We start from the raw sequence: 19,014 nt of genomic DNA, 5'->3' as shown, positions 1-19,014 counted from the left end.
CCGTAGAATTATACGATTTGTGCCACATGGTTGCTAATGAGGATCTAATTATATGTCTGTTTTATTGCCAAAGCTGGTTCAATATTGCAAAGATTTGTTAAGTGTAGATATGTTTAAAGACTATTGCCCTAACGGCTTGCAGGTAGAGGGTAAACCAGTTGTTAAGAAAATCATCTCAGGTGTGACTGCTTCTCAAGCCTTGCTAGATGCTGCTGTGGATATGCAGGCTGATCTTATACTGGTGCATCATGGTTATTTTTGGAAAGGCGAAAACGAGAGAATAACAGGTATAAAAAAACGTCGTCTGAGCACCTTGCTCAGTAATGATATGAGTTTGTTAGCATTTCACTTACCTTTGGATGCTCATCCTGAATTGGGCAACAATGCACAGCTGGCTATAAAAATGAATTGGAAGATCATATCCGGGCTTGATGGCGATCTGGGGCACGCGATTGGAATGGTCGGTGAATTGCCTGAACAGCAGACAGCTGAACAGTTATCTGCAGAACTTGTACAGGTTCTTGGCCGGCCAACGCAGCATATTCAAGGTATCAATCGTCCTATTAAGAAGATCGCATGGTGCACGGGAGGCGCGCAGGGTTATATTGAAAAAGCGCTTGAAGAAGGCGTTGATGCTTATATCTCAGGTGAGATATCTGAGCAAACAGTCCATATCGCGCGAGAGGCGGGTATAGATTACTTTGCTGCGGGTCATCATGCGACTGAGCGTTACGGTGTGCAGGCATTGGGGGAGCATTTGGCGGCCCATTTTGGGATTGAGCACCATTATGTTGAAATAGACAATCCGGTGTAGTTGCGAGGGCTGAGTATCTGTAAAAACACACAGTAGAAACTAAAAAGGCCTCACGAAGAGGCCTTTTTAAAACATAAAAGCTATGCTTTTTTAGCGGTTTCTTCTGTGCTTGGTTCAGCATCAGTTATGCCGGCGTCATCTGTCGTCTCTTTTAATCCAAATGATTCAGACAGTGTACCTTCTTCATCTGGTTGTTTGGGAGCGTAATCACGTGGTGGCTCAACGGCTGATATTGTCTCAGTCTCAGTATTAGCGACAGTATCACTCTCATTTGATTCAGTGCTTTCGACTTCGACTTCTTTCTGAGCGGTTAGCTGTGGGGTCATGCTAGACTCAATAGAGCGCGCTGTATCCGCATCACATAGAGCTTGAGCACCCGTCGCCAAGTGTTGGTAAACACCGCGGTAAGATTCAGTCATTTTGTTAACAAGGTCAGCGGTCTCTTCAAAATGCCCAGCTACCTGAGTTTTGTAATTTTCGAGCTCTTTTTTAGCGTCTTCCAGCTTCTCTTGCTCGTCTGAGCCTCCACCAGAACGGCCCATCAGGAAGCCAATTAATCCACCAATTGCTAATGCTACAACACCGATGATCCAAATATTACTCTCTTCCACAGTTAGTCCTCACTGCATAAATCACATTATTTTTTGATATCGTCTTAGGATAATAGAAACTTGCTTTAAAGCCTATCAACCATAATCAATAACAGACAACATAACATGCATTTAGTTTTTGTTTAACACGATTGTTTGTCATGTTGCTTATCGGACTGGGCTGCGTTGTGCTGTTCATTAAGGTAATGCACTTGCTCGGACAGTATCTGGACGCAAAGCTCAGCATCTTGATTAGATAACGCAACAAATAACCGCTCATGCTGATTATAGATGACTGCCTTCTCTCGGTAGCGGTGAGCGACCATGTTGGCTACGGGTTGTAAGGCTTCTATTACGGTATGCATGACAAAGGCGAGCATACGGTTGCCGGTTGCATTGGCGATTAAGCGGTGAAAGTTAACATCAGAAGCACAAAACTCTTCTGCAGTGAGGCTAGGGTCTTTTTGTGTTTTGAGTTCGACTAGTAATGCATCCAAGTCCTCTTTGGAGCGGTTTTGTGAAGCAAGTTTGCAGCAGATGGTTTCAAGCTCAAGGCGTGTCTGTGTTATCTCCTCTAATGAGAAGGCATTCAAACCCATCAAAAGCGTAGTTGCGCCAGCTAAAGAGTCGCTTAAATCGCTAATACTGGGACGATTTACAAAAGTACCTCCTGTCGGGCCGCGTTTTGAGCGAACAAGGTTTTGTGCGGCGAGTCGTTTGAGGGCTTCACGGATAGTGGGGCGTGAAACACTGAAGCGGGCTGCGAGTTCATCCTCAGTGGGTAAGCGATCATCGGCTGCTAAAGATCCGTCGATAATCGCTTGGCGAATTTGATCCGCGATCTGGCGAGATAGGCTTTTCTGGCTGACGGGTTCAAAATCTATAGATTTCACACGCTTTTACTCACAATAAATAGAGTGTGAGTATTTCATAGTTTAGGTTTGTTGTTAAATTGTAACGCGCATTGAATACTTTGCTGGTGTAGATTTGTTTTTTCAAATAGAAAAGTGAACCGTAGCTTTAAAAATTTCGTTGTAATTAATTGATTTTAAAGTGCTTATTTTCAGTAAATCTTACATCTAATATGTTTTTGTATATTAACCTCTTTTTTAGCTTATTCTTTTTATACGGTTGTATTAATCGGCGTAAGCTTTGCATGCTGAGCTAAAATGATTTGTTGCCTTCATTGTATGAAAGCGCAAAGGTCATGTTATTAAAAATTATAAAAATCAATGGTTTGGTAATACGATCTGCAAATTTTAAAATGTAATTTTGTTGAAAAAGAAGTGTGTACTGAAGAACTTAATGCTTATATTTGCTGGGAGCCTATTTACAGCGCAAGCTGGCTTGATCGAAATTGATGGGTTTAATGTCGGTTTGGAGCAGATGATAACTTTGAGTGGCACAGATACGTATGCAATAGGTACAAATGCGGTGCGTACCTTAAGTGCAGAGCTTTTGGCTTCCTCTGATCCTATGCAAAGTAGTGTTGAAGTAAGCTTTGGTTTTTTAACGGATACAAATGGTTCTGCCGAAGATTCAGAAGTACGAGTTTCTTGGGATTTTGATGCGGATTTGTTTGTTGTATGATGGACCTATTGAGCACAGTGTTTCTGAACCTTCAACTGTTGCTTTGTTTTCGTTAGGTTTATTGGGTGCTGGGGCTGCTCGCCGTTGTGCCTAGTTGTCATCGATAAGCTAAAACCACTTTCGAGTGGTTTTTTTATGTCAGGGTTTGGTTGATGTGCTGCTTGTCTTAATAAAGGGGCAATACTAGGGCTTCACTGTATAATCATTTACTGAATAGTTGAGGAGTTCCGCCATGCAGTCAAAGCGCGGCCGCTTGGATCGGTTTCTAAGTAATCATTTAAGTATGAACCGTAAAGATGTCAGGCTTTTTCTAGCCCAAAAACGCGTAAGTGTAGATGGTGTGGTTGCTCTGAATATTGATCAGCCTGTTGATGAGTTTTCTCGTATTGTTTTGGATGCTCATCGGGTATTACAGGCGAATAAACCTGTTTATATCATGATGCATAAACCCATTGGTGTGGTAAGTGCTACTGAGGATGATCAGCATCGTACCGTGATTGATCTACTTGATAGGCCAGATAAAGCTACGCTGCACATAGTAGGGCGCTTAGATCTGAATACGTCAGGTTTACTGTTACTAACCAATGATGGGCGTTGGTCTCGTCAACTAACATCACCTGAAAACAAAGTAACAAAGTCTTATAAAGTTACTCTGCAAAATAGCCTTGCAGAAGAATATATAAAGGCCTTTGCACAAGGCATGTATTTTTCCTATGAAGATATTAAAACTGAACCAGCAATGCTTGAAATTGTCTCTGAGTATGTTGCACATGTGGATCTGACTGAAGGACGTTATCACCAGATCAAACGGATGTTTGGCCGGTTTCGTAACCCTGTGTTGCAACTGCATCGAATGTCTATTGGGTGCCTATCGCTTGATTCGGCTTTGCTGCCTGGTGAGAGCCGTACCTTAACGCCTCAAGAGGTTGAGAGTATTCATCGTTCACATCTGAATTGGGCAATTAGCCAGTAGAGATAAATAGAAAAATAACAGTGTGTGATGGCCAATTTTGCGACACATCATAAATAAGTGCGTAAACTGCACTCTTTACTATAACTAAGTAACTCTCGGCGGCCTTTTATAATTTTTCATAGGCCTTCGGTTTTCTGGAATCCTCACATGATACGCCTTACGAATATCCAATTACCGCTAGATCATGATGATCAGGCTATTGCCAATGCTGTTGTGGCCCGCTTATCTATTAAGGCTGATGATCTCGTTAGCTACCACGTACATCGGCGCGGATATGATGCCCGAAAAAAAGCTAACATCGTGCTTATCTATACATTGGATGTTGAGACGAAAAGTAATGAAGCGCTTCTCGAAAAGTTTGCAGATGAACAGCTCATTAAAGCTACTCCAGACATGAGCTATCAGTTTGTGGCACAAGCGCCAGTAGATTTGCAGGAACGCCCTGTTGTTATTGGTTTTGGCCCCTGTGGCTTGTTAACGGGGCTAGTCTTGGCACAAATGGGCTATAAGCCGATTATCCTTGATCGCGGTAAAGAAGTGCGTGAGCGTACTAAAGATACGTTTGGCTTCTGGCGTAAGAAAATATTAAACACTGAGTCTAACGTGCAGTTTGGTGAAGGCGGAGCAGGTACATTCTCCGATGGTAAGTTGTATAGCCAAGTGAAAGATCCGCATCATTATGGTCGTAAAGTACTTACTGAGTTCGTCGCAGCGGGCGCACCCGATGAAATTATGTTTGTGAGTAAGCCGCATATTGGTACATTCCGTTTGGTATCGATGGTAGAAAAAATGCGTGCGAAAATCATAGAGCTGGGCGGTGAAATTCGCTTTAGTGCGCGCGTTGATGATGTACAGATAGAAGCAGGGCAGATTACCGGCGTTGCTTTGGCAGATGGCGAAGTTATTAAGTCTAAGCATATCGCCTTAGCGATTGGCCATAGTGCTCGTGATACTTTTCAGATGCTTTACGACAAAAACGTATATATCGAAGCGAAGCCTTTTTCTGTTGGTTTTAGAATCGAACATCAACAGTCACTCATTGATGAAGCGCGCTTTGGCGCAAATGCGGGTAACGAAATCCTAGGTGCTGCTGACTACAAGCTAGTTCATCACTGTAAAGGCGGTCGTTCTGTTTACAGCTTCTGTATGTGTCCTGGAGGTACTGTTGTGGCAGCAACGTCTGAAGAGCACCGTGTCGTTACTAATGGTATGAGCCAGTATTCACGAGCAGAGCGTAACGCTAATAGTGCAATTGTAGTAGGCATTGATCCAACGGATTATCCAGGTGGTCCATTGGCCGGCATTGATTTTCAGCGAGAACTCGAAAGCAATGCTTACCTGTTAGGGGGCGAAAATTACGGTGCACCTGCGCAAAAGGTTGGCGACTTCTTAAAAGGAGTATCCTCCGAGACTATCGGCAGTGTAGAGCCATCATTTAAACCGGGTATCAAACTAACAGATCTATCCAAAGCGCTACCAGACTTCTGTATTGAAGCTATTCGAGAAGCGATACCTGCTTTTAACAGAAAGATAAAAGGGTTTGCTTTAGAGGACGCGCTGCTCACGGGTGTTGAAACTAGAACCTCGGCTCCTATCTGTATAAAACGTGGTAAAGACTTTCAGAGTATTAATACTCAAGGCTTGTTCCCAGCAGGTGAAGGTGCGGGTTACGCGGGTGGCATTATGTCGGCAGCGATTGATGGTATCAAGGTTGCTGAAGCGATGGCATTGAGCATTAATAACGCTAATAAATAGAAGAATTGGTCGGGTGTAGTAATAACCAGTATCAGTATCAACTCAATTGATAAGTTTTGTGAAAAGGGCTGGCCAATCTAAAAAAGTTGGTTGGCCCTTGATACATTGCACTAAGGATTGTGGAATACAGCCATATAACAGCCAAAATTGAGGATAAGCACAATGTACGTATTGATGGATATAATGGTTTCACCTGGCGGCGTAGGCACTTCTGTATCACCTTATATAGCTATGTGCCAAAAGATTTTTGAAGATGCAGGCTTAACGCATACAATGCATGGCTACGGTACTAACGTAGAAGGTGAGTGGGAAGGTGTAATGGCCGCAGTGAAACGTTGTCACGAAGTTCTTCATGCGGAGGGTGCGGTGCGTATTACAAGCCATATGAAATTAGGCACACGCATAGACAAAGATCAGACGATGGCCGACAAAGTCATTAGCGTACAAGAAAAAATGATCGCTAAATAACTGCTATACTCTTTACAAAGATCGACTGGCTCATAAACCAACTCGTTCTATAGACCATCAGGCCTGTTATCCACAGGCCTTCATAATTTGCTTTGAAATACGGATATTTCAACACAGTGAAAACACCCCATTTTTTAGCCCTGTTTTTTATCATCACGTTGGCCGTTACTTGCGGCAACCTCTTATCTAACTACATTGCCGCTCAGTTTGCTGCGTCTGAATTGCGTGAAGTGAACGCAATTATCGATTTAACGCGAGAGCAATTAATAGAGCAAAAACAGGCAGATGCTGCGGTAAGACAAAATACGGCTAAAAAACAGCGAGCACGTAGTGAGAAAGGAAAAGCGATGTGGCGCTCATGTATTGATTGGTCGGCCATGCACCAAAAAAAGCAAACCTATACAACCGAAAAAGAAAGTAAAAGACAGTGTGCTATCTATCACCACTATGTAGAGAGCGGATTGTAGTTGGTAGTACGAAATACTGCAGGACAGCATAATACAATGACATTTCAAGGAATGATTGAATGAAAAATATACTAGTAATTATGATTTTAGCAGGTAGTGGGTACTGGTATTACAATAATAATTTACCTTCACCATTGCTAGGAAAGTGGGCTCCAGATGAAGAGGCACTTTTGAACATGGCATATAAAAACGGAATGCCTCCAAGTCAGGCAAATAGTATAAAAAAGCTTGTTAATAATAGCCGTATGGTAGTTAAAAATGACGGAAAAATAACCTATAAGTTTGGTGAGGTTGGTGGGGATTTTTTGTATGAATCTACTCCAAGAAGTGATGGGTGTTTTGATTTAGATATTGCTCAGCTTGGCTATTTTAAAGCTTGTGTAGAAAATGGAATGTTAGCAATGCACTCTAATAAAGATGGAGGCGTTGAGCACTACAGAAAGATGTAACAAATGTGTGCGGGGCGTTTCTCTAAAATATTTGAAAGGAGTTCAAATGAGCCTTATACCGATAAAGGGCGTTGTTCTCGGTACACTAAAGTCTTTAATACTTGGTTTGTGGCTTATTTAGTAATGGCCGTTATTGGTATGTACCTAAATGGGTTGGGAAAAACTCGCGATACCGAATCATTAGAGATTATCAATCAGTTTCTAAACTCCCAAGAGGTTTATCTTTTACGTTTTCCTATAACTATGGCATTGATGGGTGTTGTCGGTTATTTCGGAGCTAAAAAATCTATTGCTTGGCCTTTTTTATCCGTTGTTTTAATCTCGCTCTTAGTCTGTATTTCAATGAGTCTTGGGATGACTATTTATAAAAATCATATACCGGTAATCTTGGGCTGTTTCATGGGTGGGTATATGTGGGTCCTAAAACAGAAATTGAACCAATGACACTAGCTAAGCCTCCAACCATAATGCCGTTAGGCTTAGAGCCTTTAAATATTAGTTTTTAATGGAGATACCAACATGTCACAAGAGCGTGCAGTGCTGGCAGGTGGTTGTTTTTGGGGTATGCAGGATCTAATTCGTAAGTTGCCGGGAGTTGATGCAACGCGGGTCGGGTATACCGGTGGCGATGTGCCTAATGCCACGTATCGTAATCACGGAACTCATGCTGAAGGTATCGAGATTCTATTTGATCCTGCTCAGTTGTCTTATCGTCGTATTCTTGAACTGTTTTTTCAAATTCATGATCCAACAACACCTAATCGGCAGGGGAATGATCAGGGGATGTCTTATCGCTCGGCGATTTATTATGTGAGCGATGATCAAAAAAAGATGGCGTTGGATACCATCGCCGATGTTAATGCCTCAGGTTTATGGCCGGCTAAAGTGGTTACTGAGCTAGAGCCAGTGAGTGATTTCTGGGAAGCTGAGCTTGAGCATCAGGATTATTTGGAGCATTTCCCTAATGGTTACACCTGTCATTTTCCACGCCCGAATTGGGTACTGCCAAAGTCTTCTGCTTAAAAATTGAACAACGCTGTAGAATTTTTATAAGCACCGATGTTATGATTTGTTAAATTGTAAGACAAATAGGGGTTTGTGATGTTTAAAGCACTGGTTCTGGATCAAGTAGACGGTAAAACTGTTGCCGAAATTAAAACGTTGGATGTCAGCGATCTGCCTGATGAAGATGTATTAGTTGATGTCGATTACTCATCCATTAACTTTAAAGATGGTTTGGCTATTACCGGAACAGGCAAAATTGTTAGCAAATTCCCAATGGTGCCGGGTATCGATCTAGTCGGTACTGTGGCAGAAAGTAACAGTGATGCTTATAAAGCTGGCGATCAAGTTGTACTCACAGGTTGGAGCGTGGGCGAGCGTTTCTGGGGTGGCTTGTCACAAAAAGCACGTCTTAAATCTGAATGGCTAGTGCCGTTACCAGCAGGTATGGCGCCTGAAGTGTCTATGTCTATCGGAACGGCAGGCCTAACGGCGATGTTGTGTGTGATGGCACTTGAAGAAGGGGGTGTTACACCAGATAAAGGGCCGGTTGTTGTGTCGGGTGCTGCGGGTGGTGTGGGCTCAGTTGCTGTGGCTATTTTGGCAAAGCTGGGTTACGAAGTAGCAGCGATTACTGGCCGATCAGAAACCGAAGGTTACCTGCGTGGCTTGGGGGCAACGACTATTTTAACGCGTGAAGAGATGAGTGAAAAAGCCCGTCCACTTGAGCGCCAACGTTGGGCGGCTGGTATTGATACTGTCGGTGACGCCATGCTGGCAAGAATACTGGCTGAAGCTGATTATAACGCTACGGTTGCCGCTTGTGGCTTAGCGGGAGGCTTTAAGCTGCCAACAACAGTCATGCCATTTATTTTACGTAATGTACGTTTGCAAGGTGTCGATTCAGTGATGTGTCCTATCGAGCGTAGAACACAAGCATGGAATCGCTTACAAACAGATTTACCCGCTGTAGCGCTGGGTGAAATCAGCCAGGTTATTGGCTTGGATGATGTGCCTGAATACGCCGAGAAAATTGTTAATGGTAAGATTCAAGGGCGAACTATTGTGAATCTTAATAAGTAGTCGATCTAAGCAAGTAGAGCTGAGCAATTAGTAGCGCGGCTGAAATATAACGTGTTAAGGAAAGCTGTTTATCGTGATGTCGGTTGATAATTATCTTTGTCGATAGTTATAACTGGAGTAGCGCTAGGCGGCTTTGTCAGTTCTAGGTTATTCTTCTAATTCAATCATCTATGAGTTGGGTCATCGTGTTTTATCCATTTGCTATGCTTGTGTTAATTCTCGTTTCGTTCACTGCGCAAGCGTTGTCGGTTGAGGATGATGCCGGGCGGCAAGTATCGCTAGAACAACCTGCCAGGCGAATTGTTACGTTAGCGCCTCATTTAACAGAGCAGCTGTTTTCGCTCGGTGTAGGTGAAAGGGTTATCGCGACGGTTGAATACAGCGACTACCCTAAAGAAGCGCTATCCATTCCTCGTATTGGTGGCGCTGAGGAGATGAGTGCTGAAGTTATTTTGGCACTGCAGCCTGACTTAGTCGTGGCGTGGGATAGTGGGAGCCCTGTCGAAGTTCTCGCTTTGTTGGAGTCTTTAGGTGTGGTTGTTTATCGGGCGTCTAGCCAGTCATTACTGGGTGTGAGTAAGACGCTGTCTGATTTAGCGGTATTAACGCAGCAGTCGGAGGTGGCCACTCCGCTCATTGCTGCATTTGATGCAGATATTGAGAAAGTGGTTTCGCTTTATCGGAATAAGCGCACTGTCTCTGTTTTCTATCAGTTGTGGTACGAACCATTGATGACAGCTAATAAGCAACAGATGATTAATGAGATGATCACTTTGTGTGGTGGCCGCAATCTTTTTGCTAACCAGAGGGAGGTTGTCCCGCAAACGAGTGTTGAGAGTATTGTCGTATTGAGCCCCGAGGTTATTTTAGCGCCGGAGCAGGGGACACCGATTAATTGGCAAGAACGTTGGCTGGCATGGCCAGAAATCTCAGCTGTTCGTCAGCAGCATTTGTATACACTCAATGCTGACCTAGTTAATCGCCCTACATTGCGAAGCGTTCAAGGGTTGCGGCAGGTATGTCACTTGTTGGATAAAGTGCGTACGCGTTAGCTAGTTTTTCTGTGTGGATTTCCCTTACCCGTTGTTATTGACTACTCTATTAATACATCGCTCGTAGTAGGGTTATTGTGATCAAATATCAAGAAACATTAAAGAACATCCATACACAGTTAGGCCATGGAGGGGACCTGCCTGTATTCAGTGCCACACTGAACCGTATTCAAGAACTCAGCCGTTCACCAGAAAGTGATGCGATGGTGCTGGCTATGGCAGTTATGAAAGATGCTAACTTATCTGCCAAATTACTACGTATCGCTAATACGCCAGAGTTTAACCGAGGTATGGGGAACGTAACGGTTATCTCTCGTGCTGTAGTGCTTCTTGGATTTAACCGAATCAAAAATCTGTGTATCTCACTTAAGTTAATCGAGAGTTTTACAGAGGCTTATCCCGATTCAAATATAGAAAAACTATTGTTGCGTGCTTTTCTTAATGCGTCGATGGCAAGAGAGTTAGCGGCTAAAGCCGGCGTGAGAGATATTGAAGAAACCTTTTTGTGCGGTTTGCTGTTCAACCTTGGTGAAATCATTATTGCCAGTACGATGCCGGCTGTTTATCAAGAGATGTGTGCCGCCAGAGTAGCTGGAGAGAAGTCTTGGAGCAGTATTCAATTATCAACGCTGGGTGGACAGTTCAGTGATATTGGGCAGGATCTTGCGCAAAGTTGGGGGTTTCCTCCTTCGGTAGTAAAAACCATGGATGAGATGACAGCTGAAGAGTCTGACCATCTAATACATAAGCAACATTTACTGGTTTCTTTCAGTCACACGTTAATTGAAAAGATATACGGTGAACTGAGCCATGAACAAAGCATTGAGCAGTTGAGTACAGCGTTAAGAGATGACTTTTCATTGCAGGATCAGGATGTGGAAAGCTGTTTTGAAGATGCCTGTAAGCTCTCTGCAAATATGGTTGAAGAATACGGTATTGATTTGCAGGGACTTGTACCTGTCATGCAAGAAACTGGCGAACCTCGTTTAGATGAGTGTATTCGCCGTACGGCTTATTTCTTTCATTCGCGTAATCAGTTGGTTGAATCAGAACATACTGGTGTGAAAGCGCCTAAGAGAAGAGATGAGAGTTCGGGTAAGCAGCTTTACTTCTTAAACCGCTTGGCTGAACTAACAGCAGAGAAAGGGTCGGCCCACGATATTTTGTCGCTCGTAATTGAGGGGATTAAGGCGTGTACTTCTTATGAGCGTGTTATGTTTTGCCTTTACCGCCAGTCGCCTCCTATGCTGAGTATGAAAATTGCCGAAGGTGATTCATTGGAATCATTAGAGCAGTTTTTTACTCCACAGAGAAAAGAATCAGACTTGCGATTGTTTTATCATGTGATTAAGAAGGAGATGACACTGCTGGTGTCTGATTTAAACGAACCGGGCTGGAAAGAGCGTTTACCCGCGGCGTTTATAAAAGAGGTTGGGCCTAGTGGGATGGTTATTGCGCCTGTGGTGATACGCGGCAAAGCTATTGGTTTATTTTATGCTGACCGCGTAGATAAACCCCTTGAAGACAAGGATTTCACTTGTTTTAACCAGTTTGTGATTCAATCCAAAATAGCCCTGTCCCATAAGGCATAGCGCTGCTAGTAAGTCTTTAATAATACAATCTTAGGCTGCTATTTTGGTTTGTTTCTCGGCTGCCAAAGTACTTCTGTTGCTCCTGCTCTGCGAGCTAAGATTCTGGCGCAGACAAAGAGCAGGTCTGATAAGCGGTTAAGATAGATTGCTCCTGCCGAGTTCTGTTCTTCAGCATTGCATAAGCGAATCATTTGGCGCTCTGCACGACGGCAGATGCTTCTTCCTTGGTGGCAGTAGGCTGCGCTACGACTGCCGCCTGGCAGTATGAATTCTGTTAATGGTGGTAATTGCTCATTTAAGTCGTCAAGGTGGCTTTCTAGTTCACCGATCATCTCAGGTGTTATCGCTTGATAATCGGGATTAGCCATAGCTATCTCACCGCCCAAGTCGAAGAGGTCATTCTGCAATTGGAAAAAGATGACAGACAGTGGGTCCTCAGCGACTAGCTCTGCCCGCAGTACGCCCAAAACAGAATTGAGTTCATCAATGTCTCCCAGCGTTTCAATACGCTCTGATGTTTTAGAGACACGGCGCCCATCTGCCAGTCCCGTTGAACCCTTGTCGCCTGTGCGTGTGTAAATCCGAGTTAATCTGTCAGCCATTACTGTTTTCCCATTGCTCTATTTTTGAGAGTTGAGGGCTTTAGCCTAACCTAGCTTAGAGAGCATGTTTTCAATGTGTTAAAACGAGTGCGTTATTGAGTATTGTAGCCAGAGTAATGCACTCTATTCTTCCCGTTTACCTTTTTATAGGCATGTGAGTAACGAGAAGAGAAGTTTACAGGGTGGTTTTTTGTGATGCAATTAGAGGAGGGAGGGCTGAGCACGAGTGGTTTGTGAGCAGCCCCCTTTTTCTAACGTCTAGCTATCATAGCTTTCTGCAAAATTACGGATATCATGTGATAGTTTTTCGACACGATCGGCTGCTTTTTCAAGCTCTTCAAGCACAGCGGTGCTGATAGCTGATTCTACAATCAATTCTAATGCTGAAAAATTCGATTCGCCAATCTGGCTTTGCAGCTCTGTTGATAATTTTCCTTTAAAGGATTCAACAACATTATGCGAGTGCTGAGTTTGCTTCTGAGACATGATACTACCTCCGTGTTATGTATTGTCAGGCAAGAAAATATGTTCATCTTGCTCATGAATATCGCGCGCATTACCAACAATAAGTGGATCAGGTGTTAGATCGATATCTGGATTTTTGTTGGGGTAAGGGAGCGAGTTCAAGACAAAGCGCATGGCATTAATGCGTGCGCGTTTTTTATCATCTGATTTGATAACAGTCCACGGTGCATCTGCGGTATCAGAGTAAAAGAACATCGCTTCTTTGGCTTCTGTGTATGCATCCCACTTATCAAGTGATGCAAGATCAATCGGGGATAATTTCCATTGCTTCAGTGGGGCAACTTTACGAGCCTGAAATCGTTCGAATTGCTCATCTCGGCTAACTGAAAACCAGAACTTATAAAGTCTTATGCCGCTACGAACCAGCATGCGTTCAAAGTCAGGTGTTTGGCGCATAAATTCAAGATACTCGGCTGGAGAGCAAAAATTCATAACTCTTTCAACGCCTGCCCGGTTATACCAAGAGCGGTCAAACAGAAGAATATCTCCCTTGGTTGGGAGGTGTTTAACATAGCGCTGGTAGTACCACTGTCCTTTCTCTTCTTCGGTTGGTTTTTCTAGAGCGATAACTCGAGCACCACGAGGGTTTAAGTGTTCCATAAAGCGCTTAATTGTTCCCCCTTTACCTGCGGCATCACGACCTTCAAATAGGATGACAATTCGCTCCCCGGTTTCACGCGCCCAGCTCTGCATTTTGAGTAGCTCAATTTGTAGGTCTTTTTTAGTGGCTTCGTACTCTTTTCGGGAGATTCGCTCTTGAGTATTGGCTTTCTTTTTTTCTTTCTTTTTTGCTGATGCTGAGTCATTCAGCTCAGATGCAGTCTCAAGTGTTTCAATAGCTTCTTGCGGGGGTGCTTTTACCAGATCATCCATCATTGTCTCCTTTGAAGGTTGTTTATAATTAATAATTATCCTCTCTCTAGTGACAAATCCTTTGATCCGAGTCACTCATTTAGTGATATTTGATATAAATGTTACGAAATGTCATTTTTTATAGGTAAATGTAGAAATATTTTTGTATTCAGTTCCAGTCTCGATATAGTTTGTTTTTTTGTTGGTGCTAAGCTGTTTATAAAAAGTACCGAGTAAATATATGTTTATAGTAATTTGCACTCATCTGACCAAAGCATGGAATCCAGTTAAGCTATGAAATCACAGTCACACAACTCAAAAGAATCTGTGGAAAAATCTGAGTTATATCAGGCATTATCGGCTTCTCGTACTTCCTTTATATCAACAGGGATTTTTAGCTTTTGCATTAACATTTTGATGTTAGCGCCTGTTATCTACATGCTCGAAGTTTATGATCGTGTTTTAACGAGTAACAGTGAATCAACACTGCTAATGCTGACGCTTTTATTGGTGTTTCTGTTTCTGGTGATGGGAACGCTTGAATGGGTTAGGTCACAGGTATTGATAGTGACGGGTAATCGCTTAGAAAAAACGTTAGGGCCACGCGTATTTGATTCTTTGTTTCATCAGGCGTTGGCTTCTGGCGGCAGTGTTGCTACTGCGCAGCCTTTGTCAGATTTATTGACACTGCGTCAATTCTTGGGTGGCGCTAGCCTTTTAACGCTGTTTGATGCGCCTTGGCTGCCTATTTACCTTGGTGTTGTTTATCTTTTTCATCCTTTAATGGGAAGCATTGCGCTAGCTGCTGCTATCTTTTTGATTATTCTTGCTGTCGTTAATGAGCGAATTACACGCGGTGATATTCAAGATGCTAATAAACTCAATATTGAAAACACACAAGAAACGCAGCTGAACTTGCGTAATTCAGAAGTTATTGAAGCCATGGGGATGCTTCCACGGTTACGTGCGCGTTGGCAGCAAAAACAGGACCAGCTACTTGAATTACAAACTAAGGCGAGCCGTCAAGGCGGGTTGATTACAACAATATCCAAGACCTTTAGAACCACTATGCAGTCTTTAATGCTGGGTTTAGGTGCGTATTTGGCGATTCAGGGAGATATCTCTAGCGGAACAGTGATTGCCGGTTCTATTTTGTTAGGGCGAGCTCTGGCTCCGATAGATCAGCTTATCAATTCGTGGAAAAGCTTTTTGGGTGCAAGAAGTGCGTATGCGCGTTTAACGAGCCTGCTTGAGGACTCTAAAGCGATAGAGCCTCCGATGCCACTTCCTCCTCCTCAGGGGTTGGTGGAATTTAAGAAAGTCGTTGTTGCGCTTGGTACTAGTACAGAGCCTGTTTTGCAGGATATTAGCTTCAAAATTGAGCCTGGGACATCGGTTGCTGTTATTGGCCCAAGTGCGGCGGGGAAGTCGACACTGATCCGTGCCATGTTAGGTATATACCCAACAACAAGAGGCGCTATTCGCCTTGATGGTGCTGAGATGAACCAGTGGGACCGTGAAGTTTTAGGTGAGCACATTGGTTATCTTCCTCAAGATATAGAGCTGCTCGAAGGTACTGTGAGTGAGAATATTGCTCGTTTTGGTCAGGTTGACTCAGACAAAGTGGTTGCCGCTGCTATGGCTGCGGGTGTACATCAAATGATTTTACAGCTGGCTGATGGGTATGCCACAAAAATAACAGCACACTTATTGTCGGCAGGGCAGCGTCAACGTGTCGCATTAGCGAGGGCATTGTATGGAGAGCCAAAATTAGTTGTGCTGGATGAACCTAACTCAAACCTTGATACGGAGGGTGATTCGGCCTTGGCAAATGCTATCCGTAGTCTTAAAGCTATTGGTTCAACATTGGTGGTTGTGACGCATCGTAATAACTTATTACAGCTGGTGGATAAGGTGATGGTGCTTTCAAACGGTAGCTTGGTTGCATTTGATAATGCTGCTGTTGTTATGGAAAAACTCAGTACGCCGCAGCCTGCGGCTAAAGTTTTGGCTAAGCCTGTATCTGAAAATGCGGTTCTCGAGAATTAATTATGAATGATGTAAAGCAGACAGAAGCAACAACACAGTATCTAGAAAAAGCTGTCGATGATAGCCGCTTTCTTTTTATCGGGTACCTTATCATTGCTGTCGTATTTGTTGGTATGGGGACATGGGCTGCTGTTGCGCCGATTGCCAGTGCAGCGCATGCACAAGGTAAAGTTCGTGTAGAGAATAACAAGAAGACAGTCCAGCATTTGCAAGGCGGCATTGTTAAGTCGGTCTTGGTGCGCGATGGGGATTCTGTTGAAAAGGGCCAGGTCTTGATGGTGCTTGATGATACTCAGGCTAAGGCTCAGTTAGAAGTTGTTCAAGGGCAGTATATTCTTTCGCGTGCGCGTGAAGCTCGCTTGATTGCTCAGCGTGATCAGTTGAATGAAGTCATATACCCTCAAGATTTGATGGACCTTCAAGAGGATCGACGTGTTCAAGAAGCGGTAGGGGTACAGCGTCAAATTTTTAACGTGCGTAAAGAGTCCTATGAAAATGAACTCGCTTTATATGCTCAACAAGCAGAGCAATTAGAGTCGCAGCTAACAGGGCTCGAAGCTCAGAAAAAAAGCCGTCAACGCTTGGTGTATTCTTATTCAAACCAGTTGAAAGATTTGAAGTCGTTAGAGAAAAAAGGCTTTGCTGAAAAAGGCAGAGAGCGTGAAATTTACCGTGAAGTGGCGCAAAGCCGTGGTGAGCTTGGTGAGTTGCTTGCAAGTATAGCCTCAACAAAATCTGAAGTAGTGGCTTCTAAGCTGCAGGCTCTGCAGTTGCAAAAAGAGTTACAAAGAGAAGTTGCTTCAGAGGTTGATGAGGTACAAGAGCGTCTATTTCAGTTGGTTGAGCAGCGTCAGGCTCTGGTGGATACTTTGTCGCGTACGCAGATTCGTTCTCCCCAGACAGGGACCGTTTTAGAGCTTGCCGTGCATACGGTGGGCGGAGTCATAGGTGAAGGTGAAACGCTTATGGATATCGTGCCTGAAGGCGTCAGGTTGATAATAGAAGCTAAAGTTTCTCCGATTGATATTGATAGATTGTCTATTGGGCAAGTTGTTGATGTTCGCTTCTCAGCGTTCAAGATGAGAGAGACGCCACGGATTGATGGAAAGTTAATTAATATTTCAGCGGATAGCATACTAGATCCAAATGATTCGACTCAGGCACCCTATTATCTTGCCATTATTGAGTTAACGGATGAAGGATTGCAGCACTTAATAGGCAATGATTTGAAACTTATTGCAGGAATGCCCGCTGAGGTTTTTGTGCAGACCGGTGAACGGACGTTATTCCAGTACTTATCTGATCCTCTTGTAGACACAGTGGCGCGCTCATTTATAGAAGAGTAGCTAGCCTTTTTCCTTTCTTAAAGGCCTGAATATTCATTCTGAATCAGGCCGATAAATAAAACGTCTGTTTTAAACATTATTATTATTTCGCCTTCATTGAGAATGCTTGACTGTTCTGTCAGGTTTTTTTACATCTGCAGTTTTCGCATAAAATCTTCATATTATTAATGATTTTTGTTTGAAAGTTTATTTAAATAAAACGTTCGTTTTTATTTGTAAGTAATTGTTTTTAAAAGTTAATATTATGTTAATGTTGCTTGTTTATGTTGTGTTAAGGTTCTTTGTATTGTTTGGTACGGAACTTGCTTTAGTCAGCATAGTTTAATTCTTGTTTGTGGTGGTTCGCTTTCAGGAGCCAGGTTTATATCAAATTGAACCTTGGATACAAACCTCGCAGCCGTTTGACTGTAGGTGATAAATACTCAACTTAATAAAGGTGTTTTAACATGAAAAAATTGATCGCTGGATCTGCTTTAATGCTTACTTCTGTTTCTGTAATTGCTGCTCCTGTTTTTAACCAGGTACCTGAACCAGGTATGTTGCCGTTGTTAGGTGCTGGTGTAGTTGCAATGATTATTGCTCGTCGCTTGAAAAAATAAAGTACACAACAAAGTGAGGCTTTCGGCCTCACTTTATTATCTCGCTCTGGTTCAGAGGTATCTGCACTAGAGAGCATGCGACTGGCTTGTGAAGCTGTAATGTTCAAATAGTGCTAACACCCAGATCGGACTTGCTAAAACTTTAAAGATAAGGAATTTTGTTATGTCTACTATGACAATCCGAGTAACCTCTTCAGCTGTGAATGAAGAAGGAACTGGTTTTGGTGAACAGCCGGATCTTGGAGCTCCCAGTTTCTGGGATGTAATTATTACAGATAGCACGAACCCAAATTTAGCTAATGGGACTTATGACGGTTATTGCTTGCATCCTGAGATACCTATTGCTTTTTCTCCTAGTGAATATCAAGGTGATGCTGGCGATGGGCAAGATATCAATAATTATCTGGCTGCCGATGTTACTAGTAGCATAACTGATACACAGATAGCGCAAATAAACTGGCTATTATCGCAGAACTTCACCTCAGATTCGAAATATGCTGGCCAATTTAATTATGGCGAAATGCAAGCAGCAATTTGGGAAGTTATGGGGTTTACTCCTGCCGAATATAATGTCGGTATTAACCCAGGTGTGTTGTCCGATAATGGTCGTCAAGTCGTAGAACAAAGCGATGTAGCTTTTCTTGTTGCTCAATCTCAGTCGGCAGTAGATAGCGGCATTAATGTTGTTCCTTCTGATACTTTCTTTTCTATGGTTGTTGACCCTGATGGTGTACAGCAACCACTTATCATCCAGCTGCAGTCCGCTAAATTAGGCAACTATGTTTGGTTGGATGCTGATTTAGACGGCATTCAAGACACTAACGAGTTAGGTGTTGATGGTGTCGTTGTAGAGTTATACGATGCTGCCGGTACTTTGATATCAAGCACGGTAACAGGTGACGATTACAGCACTGTAGAAGTAGAAACAGGCTATTACCAATTTACAGGCCTTAAAGCAGGTGACTACTCAGTTAAGTTTTTAACACCTGAAGATATGGTGTTAACTATTGCTGATGCCGCAGCTAATTCACAAGATGATTCTGACAGCGATGCCAATGCTCTTACGGGTATGACGGCAACAATTACCTTGGCTGAAGGCGAATCAAATCAGAGTGTTGATGCGGGACTCGTGGCGCTAGCAAGCATTGGCGATAAAGTCTTTGAAGATAGCAATGCTAACGGCATTCAAGATGCAGGCGAAGCCGG

Annotated in this window: 22 protein-coding genes; 17 read left to right on the top strand and 5 right to left on the bottom strand. The window is 43.2% G+C overall.

The window, feature by feature from the left end:
- Positions 1-52: 52 nt before the first annotated feature.
- Positions 53-814 (top strand): Nif3-like dinuclear metal center hexameric protein, encoded by a 762-nt coding sequence (locus tag G511_RS0104245; protein ID WP_028468532.1) that lies wholly within the window; start codon positions 53-55, stop codon positions 812-814.
- Positions 815-894: 80 nt separating this feature from the next.
- Here G511_RS0104245 and G511_RS21750 read toward each other — a convergent pair whose 3' ends face one another.
- Both G511_RS21750 and G511_RS21745 read right to left on the bottom strand, forming a co-directional pair.
- A complete protein-coding gene (locus G511_RS21750; protein WP_051221542.1) occupies positions 895-1,425 on the bottom strand; it encodes a Z-ring associated ZapG family protein in 531 nt (176 codons plus the stop codon).
- Between the two features lie 122 nt (positions 1,426-1,547).
- Positions 1,548-2,297, bottom strand: a complete 750-nt coding sequence (locus G511_RS21745; protein ID WP_036551243.1) for a FadR/GntR family transcriptional regulator — start codon at positions 2,295-2,297, stop codon at positions 1,548-1,550.
- 412 nt (positions 2,298-2,709) lie between these two features.
- Here G511_RS21745 and G511_RS24300 point away from each other — a divergent pair, with 412 nt between their 5' ends.
- From G511_RS24300 to G511_RS0104175, 12 genes are all read left to right on the top strand, one after another.
- Entirely contained in the window at positions 2,710-2,994 is a 285-nt protein-coding gene (locus G511_RS24300) for a hypothetical protein (RefSeq protein ID WP_028468531.1), read from the top strand.
- Complete coding sequence (locus G511_RS24910) at positions 2,927-3,088, top strand: PEP-CTERM sorting domain-containing protein (protein ID WP_084629006.1); 162 nt, start codon at positions 2,927-2,929, stop codon at positions 3,086-3,088. Before G511_RS24300 ends, G511_RS24910 begins: the two co-directional genes overlap by 68 nt.
- 138 nt (positions 3,089-3,226) lie before the next feature.
- Positions 3,227-3,967: a pseudouridine synthase gene (locus G511_RS0104220; RefSeq protein WP_028468530.1), complete on the top strand. Its 741-nt coding sequence runs from the start codon at positions 3,227-3,229 to the stop codon at positions 3,965-3,967.
- A gap of 147 nt (positions 3,968-4,114) precedes the next feature.
- Positions 4,115-5,722 carry an NAD(P)/FAD-dependent oxidoreductase gene (locus tag G511_RS0104215; protein ID WP_028468529.1) on the top strand — a complete coding sequence of 536 codons (1,608 nt, stop codon included), beginning with the start codon at positions 4,115-4,117 and terminating at the stop codon, positions 5,720-5,722.
- Between the two features lie 162 nt (positions 5,723-5,884).
- The gene (locus tag G511_RS0104210; RefSeq protein ID WP_028468528.1) at positions 5,885-6,190 is read left to right on the top strand and encodes an MTH1187 family thiamine-binding protein; all 306 of its coding nucleotides are present in this window, start codon (positions 5,885-5,887) and stop codon (positions 6,188-6,190) included.
- 116 nt (positions 6,191-6,306) lie between these two features.
- Positions 6,307-6,657, top strand: coding sequence for a hypothetical protein (locus G511_RS0104205; RefSeq protein ID WP_028468527.1), 351 nt, complete (start codon positions 6,307-6,309; stop codon positions 6,655-6,657).
- Between the two features lie 59 nt (positions 6,658-6,716).
- Positions 6,717-7,106: a hypothetical protein gene (locus tag G511_RS0104200; protein ID WP_028468526.1), complete on the top strand. Its 390-nt coding sequence runs from the start codon at positions 6,717-6,719 to the stop codon at positions 7,104-7,106.
- A 3-nt stretch (positions 7,107-7,109) separates the two neighbouring features.
- Positions 7,110-7,550 (top strand): hypothetical protein, encoded by a 441-nt coding sequence (locus G511_RS0104195; RefSeq protein WP_028468525.1) that lies wholly within the window; start codon positions 7,110-7,112, stop codon positions 7,548-7,550.
- Positions 7,551-7,625: 75 nt separating this feature from the next.
- Positions 7,626-8,129 carry a peptide-methionine (S)-S-oxide reductase MsrA gene (gene msrA, locus G511_RS0104190; RefSeq protein WP_028468524.1) on the top strand — a complete coding sequence of 168 codons (504 nt, stop codon included), beginning with the start codon at positions 7,626-7,628 and terminating at the stop codon, positions 8,127-8,129.
- 78 nt (positions 8,130-8,207) lie between these two features.
- Complete coding sequence (gene acuI / locus G511_RS0104185; RefSeq protein ID WP_028468523.1) at positions 8,208-9,191, top strand: acrylyl-CoA reductase (NADPH); 984 nt, start codon at positions 8,208-8,210, stop codon at positions 9,189-9,191.
- Positions 9,192-9,376: 185 nt separating this feature from the next.
- Complete coding sequence (locus tag G511_RS0104180) at positions 9,377-10,243, top strand: cobalamin-binding protein (protein ID WP_051221540.1); 867 nt, start codon at positions 9,377-9,379, stop codon at positions 10,241-10,243.
- Positions 10,244-10,320: 77 nt separating this feature from the next.
- Positions 10,321-11,835: an HDOD domain-containing protein gene (locus G511_RS0104175; RefSeq protein WP_028468521.1), complete on the top strand. Its 1,515-nt coding sequence runs from the start codon at positions 10,321-10,323 to the stop codon at positions 11,833-11,835.
- Positions 11,836-11,873: 38 nt separating this feature from the next.
- On the opposite strand, the gene G511_RS0104170 is transcribed toward G511_RS0104175, so the two are convergent.
- The 3 genes from G511_RS0104170 to ppk2 form a co-directional block, all read right to left on the bottom strand.
- Positions 11,874-12,437, bottom strand: coding sequence for a cob(I)yrinic acid a,c-diamide adenosyltransferase (locus tag G511_RS0104170; protein ID WP_028468520.1), 564 nt, complete (start codon positions 12,435-12,437; stop codon positions 11,874-11,876).
- A gap of 258 nt (positions 12,438-12,695) precedes the next feature.
- On the bottom strand, positions 12,696-12,923 hold the full coding sequence (locus G511_RS0104165; RefSeq protein ID WP_028468519.1) for a hypothetical protein: 228 nt from the start codon (positions 12,921-12,923) through the stop codon (positions 12,696-12,698).
- 15 nt (positions 12,924-12,938) lie between these two features.
- Entirely contained in the window at positions 12,939-13,838 is a 900-nt protein-coding gene (ppk2, locus tag G511_RS0104160; protein ID WP_028468518.1) for a polyphosphate kinase 2, read from the bottom strand.
- Positions 13,839-14,108: 270 nt separating this feature from the next.
- Between ppk2 and G511_RS0104155 the strand changes: the two genes are divergently transcribed.
- The 4 genes from G511_RS0104155 to G511_RS21740 form a co-directional block, all read left to right on the top strand.
- The gene (locus tag G511_RS0104155; RefSeq protein WP_036551236.1) at positions 14,109-15,863 is read left to right on the top strand and encodes a type I secretion system permease/ATPase; all 1,755 of its coding nucleotides are present in this window, start codon (positions 14,109-14,111) and stop codon (positions 15,861-15,863) included.
- A 2-nt stretch (positions 15,864-15,865) separates the two neighbouring features.
- Positions 15,866-17,209 carry an HlyD family type I secretion periplasmic adaptor subunit gene (locus tag G511_RS0104150; RefSeq protein ID WP_028468516.1) on the top strand — a complete coding sequence of 448 codons (1,344 nt, stop codon included), beginning with the start codon at positions 15,866-15,868 and terminating at the stop codon, positions 17,207-17,209.
- A gap of 446 nt (positions 17,210-17,655) precedes the next feature.
- Entirely contained in the window at positions 17,656-17,808 is a 153-nt protein-coding gene (locus G511_RS24150) for a PEP-CTERM sorting domain-containing protein (protein WP_084629004.1), read from the top strand.
- 163 nt (positions 17,809-17,971) lie between these two features.
- On the top strand, positions 17,972-19,014 hold a 1,043-nt coding region (locus tag G511_RS21740), incomplete at its 3' end, for an SdrD B-like domain-containing protein (protein WP_036551233.1).

Source organism: Neptunomonas japonica DSM 18939, from assembly GCF_000422765.1.
Taxonomy (GTDB): domain Bacteria; phylum Pseudomonadota; class Gammaproteobacteria; order Pseudomonadales; family Balneatricaceae; genus Neptunomonas; species Neptunomonas japonica.
This window is presented reverse-complemented; position numbering and strand designations above follow the sequence as displayed.

Excerpts from the sequence above, each read along its gene's own strand:
- msrA (WP_028468524.1), top strand. The coding sequence starts at position 7,626 with ATGTCACAAGAGCGTGCAGTGCTGGCAGGTGGTTGTTTTTGGGGTATG.
- G511_RS0104195 (WP_028468525.1), top strand. The coding sequence starts at position 7,110 with ATGTGTGCGGGGCGTTTCTCTAAAATATTTGAAAGGAGTTCAAATGAG.
- G511_RS0104200 (WP_028468526.1), top strand. The coding sequence starts at position 6,717 with ATGAAAAATATACTAGTAATTATGATTTTAGCAGGTAGTGGGTACTGG.
- G511_RS24910 (WP_084629006.1), top strand. The coding sequence starts at position 2,927 with ATGGTTCTGCCGAAGATTCAGAAGTACGAGTTTCTTGGGATTTTGATG.
- acuI (WP_028468523.1), top strand. The coding sequence starts at position 8,208 with ATGTTTAAAGCACTGGTTCTGGATCAAGTAGACGGTAAAACTGTTGCC.
- G511_RS0104245 (WP_028468532.1), top strand. The coding sequence starts at position 53 with ATGTCTGTTTTATTGCCAAAGCTGGTTCAATATTGCAAAGATTTGTTA.
- G511_RS0104150 (WP_028468516.1), top strand. The coding sequence starts at position 15,866 with ATGAATGATGTAAAGCAGACAGAAGCAACAACACAGTATCTAGAAAAA.
- G511_RS0104170 (WP_028468520.1), bottom strand. The coding sequence starts at position 12,437 with ATGGCTGACAGATTAACTCGGATTTACACACGCACAGGCGACAAGGGT.
- G511_RS24150 (WP_084629004.1), top strand. The coding sequence starts at position 17,656 with ATGAAAAAATTGATCGCTGGATCTGCTTTAATGCTTACTTCTGTTTCT.
- G511_RS0104215 (WP_028468529.1), top strand. The coding sequence starts at position 4,115 with ATGATACGCCTTACGAATATCCAATTACCGCTAGATCATGATGATCAG.
- G511_RS0104220 (WP_028468530.1), top strand. The coding sequence starts at position 3,227 with ATGCAGTCAAAGCGCGGCCGCTTGGATCGGTTTCTAAGTAATCATTTA.
- G511_RS0104210 (WP_028468528.1), top strand. The coding sequence starts at position 5,885 with ATGTACGTATTGATGGATATAATGGTTTCACCTGGCGGCGTAGGCACT.
- ppk2 (WP_028468518.1), bottom strand. The coding sequence starts at position 13,838 with ATGATGGATGATCTGGTAAAAGCACCCCCGCAAGAAGCTATTGAAACA.
- G511_RS24300 (WP_028468531.1), top strand. The coding sequence starts at position 2,710 with ATGCTTATATTTGCTGGGAGCCTATTTACAGCGCAAGCTGGCTTGATC.
- G511_RS0104155 (WP_036551236.1), top strand. The coding sequence starts at position 14,109 with ATGAAATCACAGTCACACAACTCAAAAGAATCTGTGGAAAAATCTGAG.
- G511_RS0104165 (WP_028468519.1), bottom strand. The coding sequence starts at position 12,923 with ATGTCTCAGAAGCAAACTCAGCACTCGCATAATGTTGTTGAATCCTTT.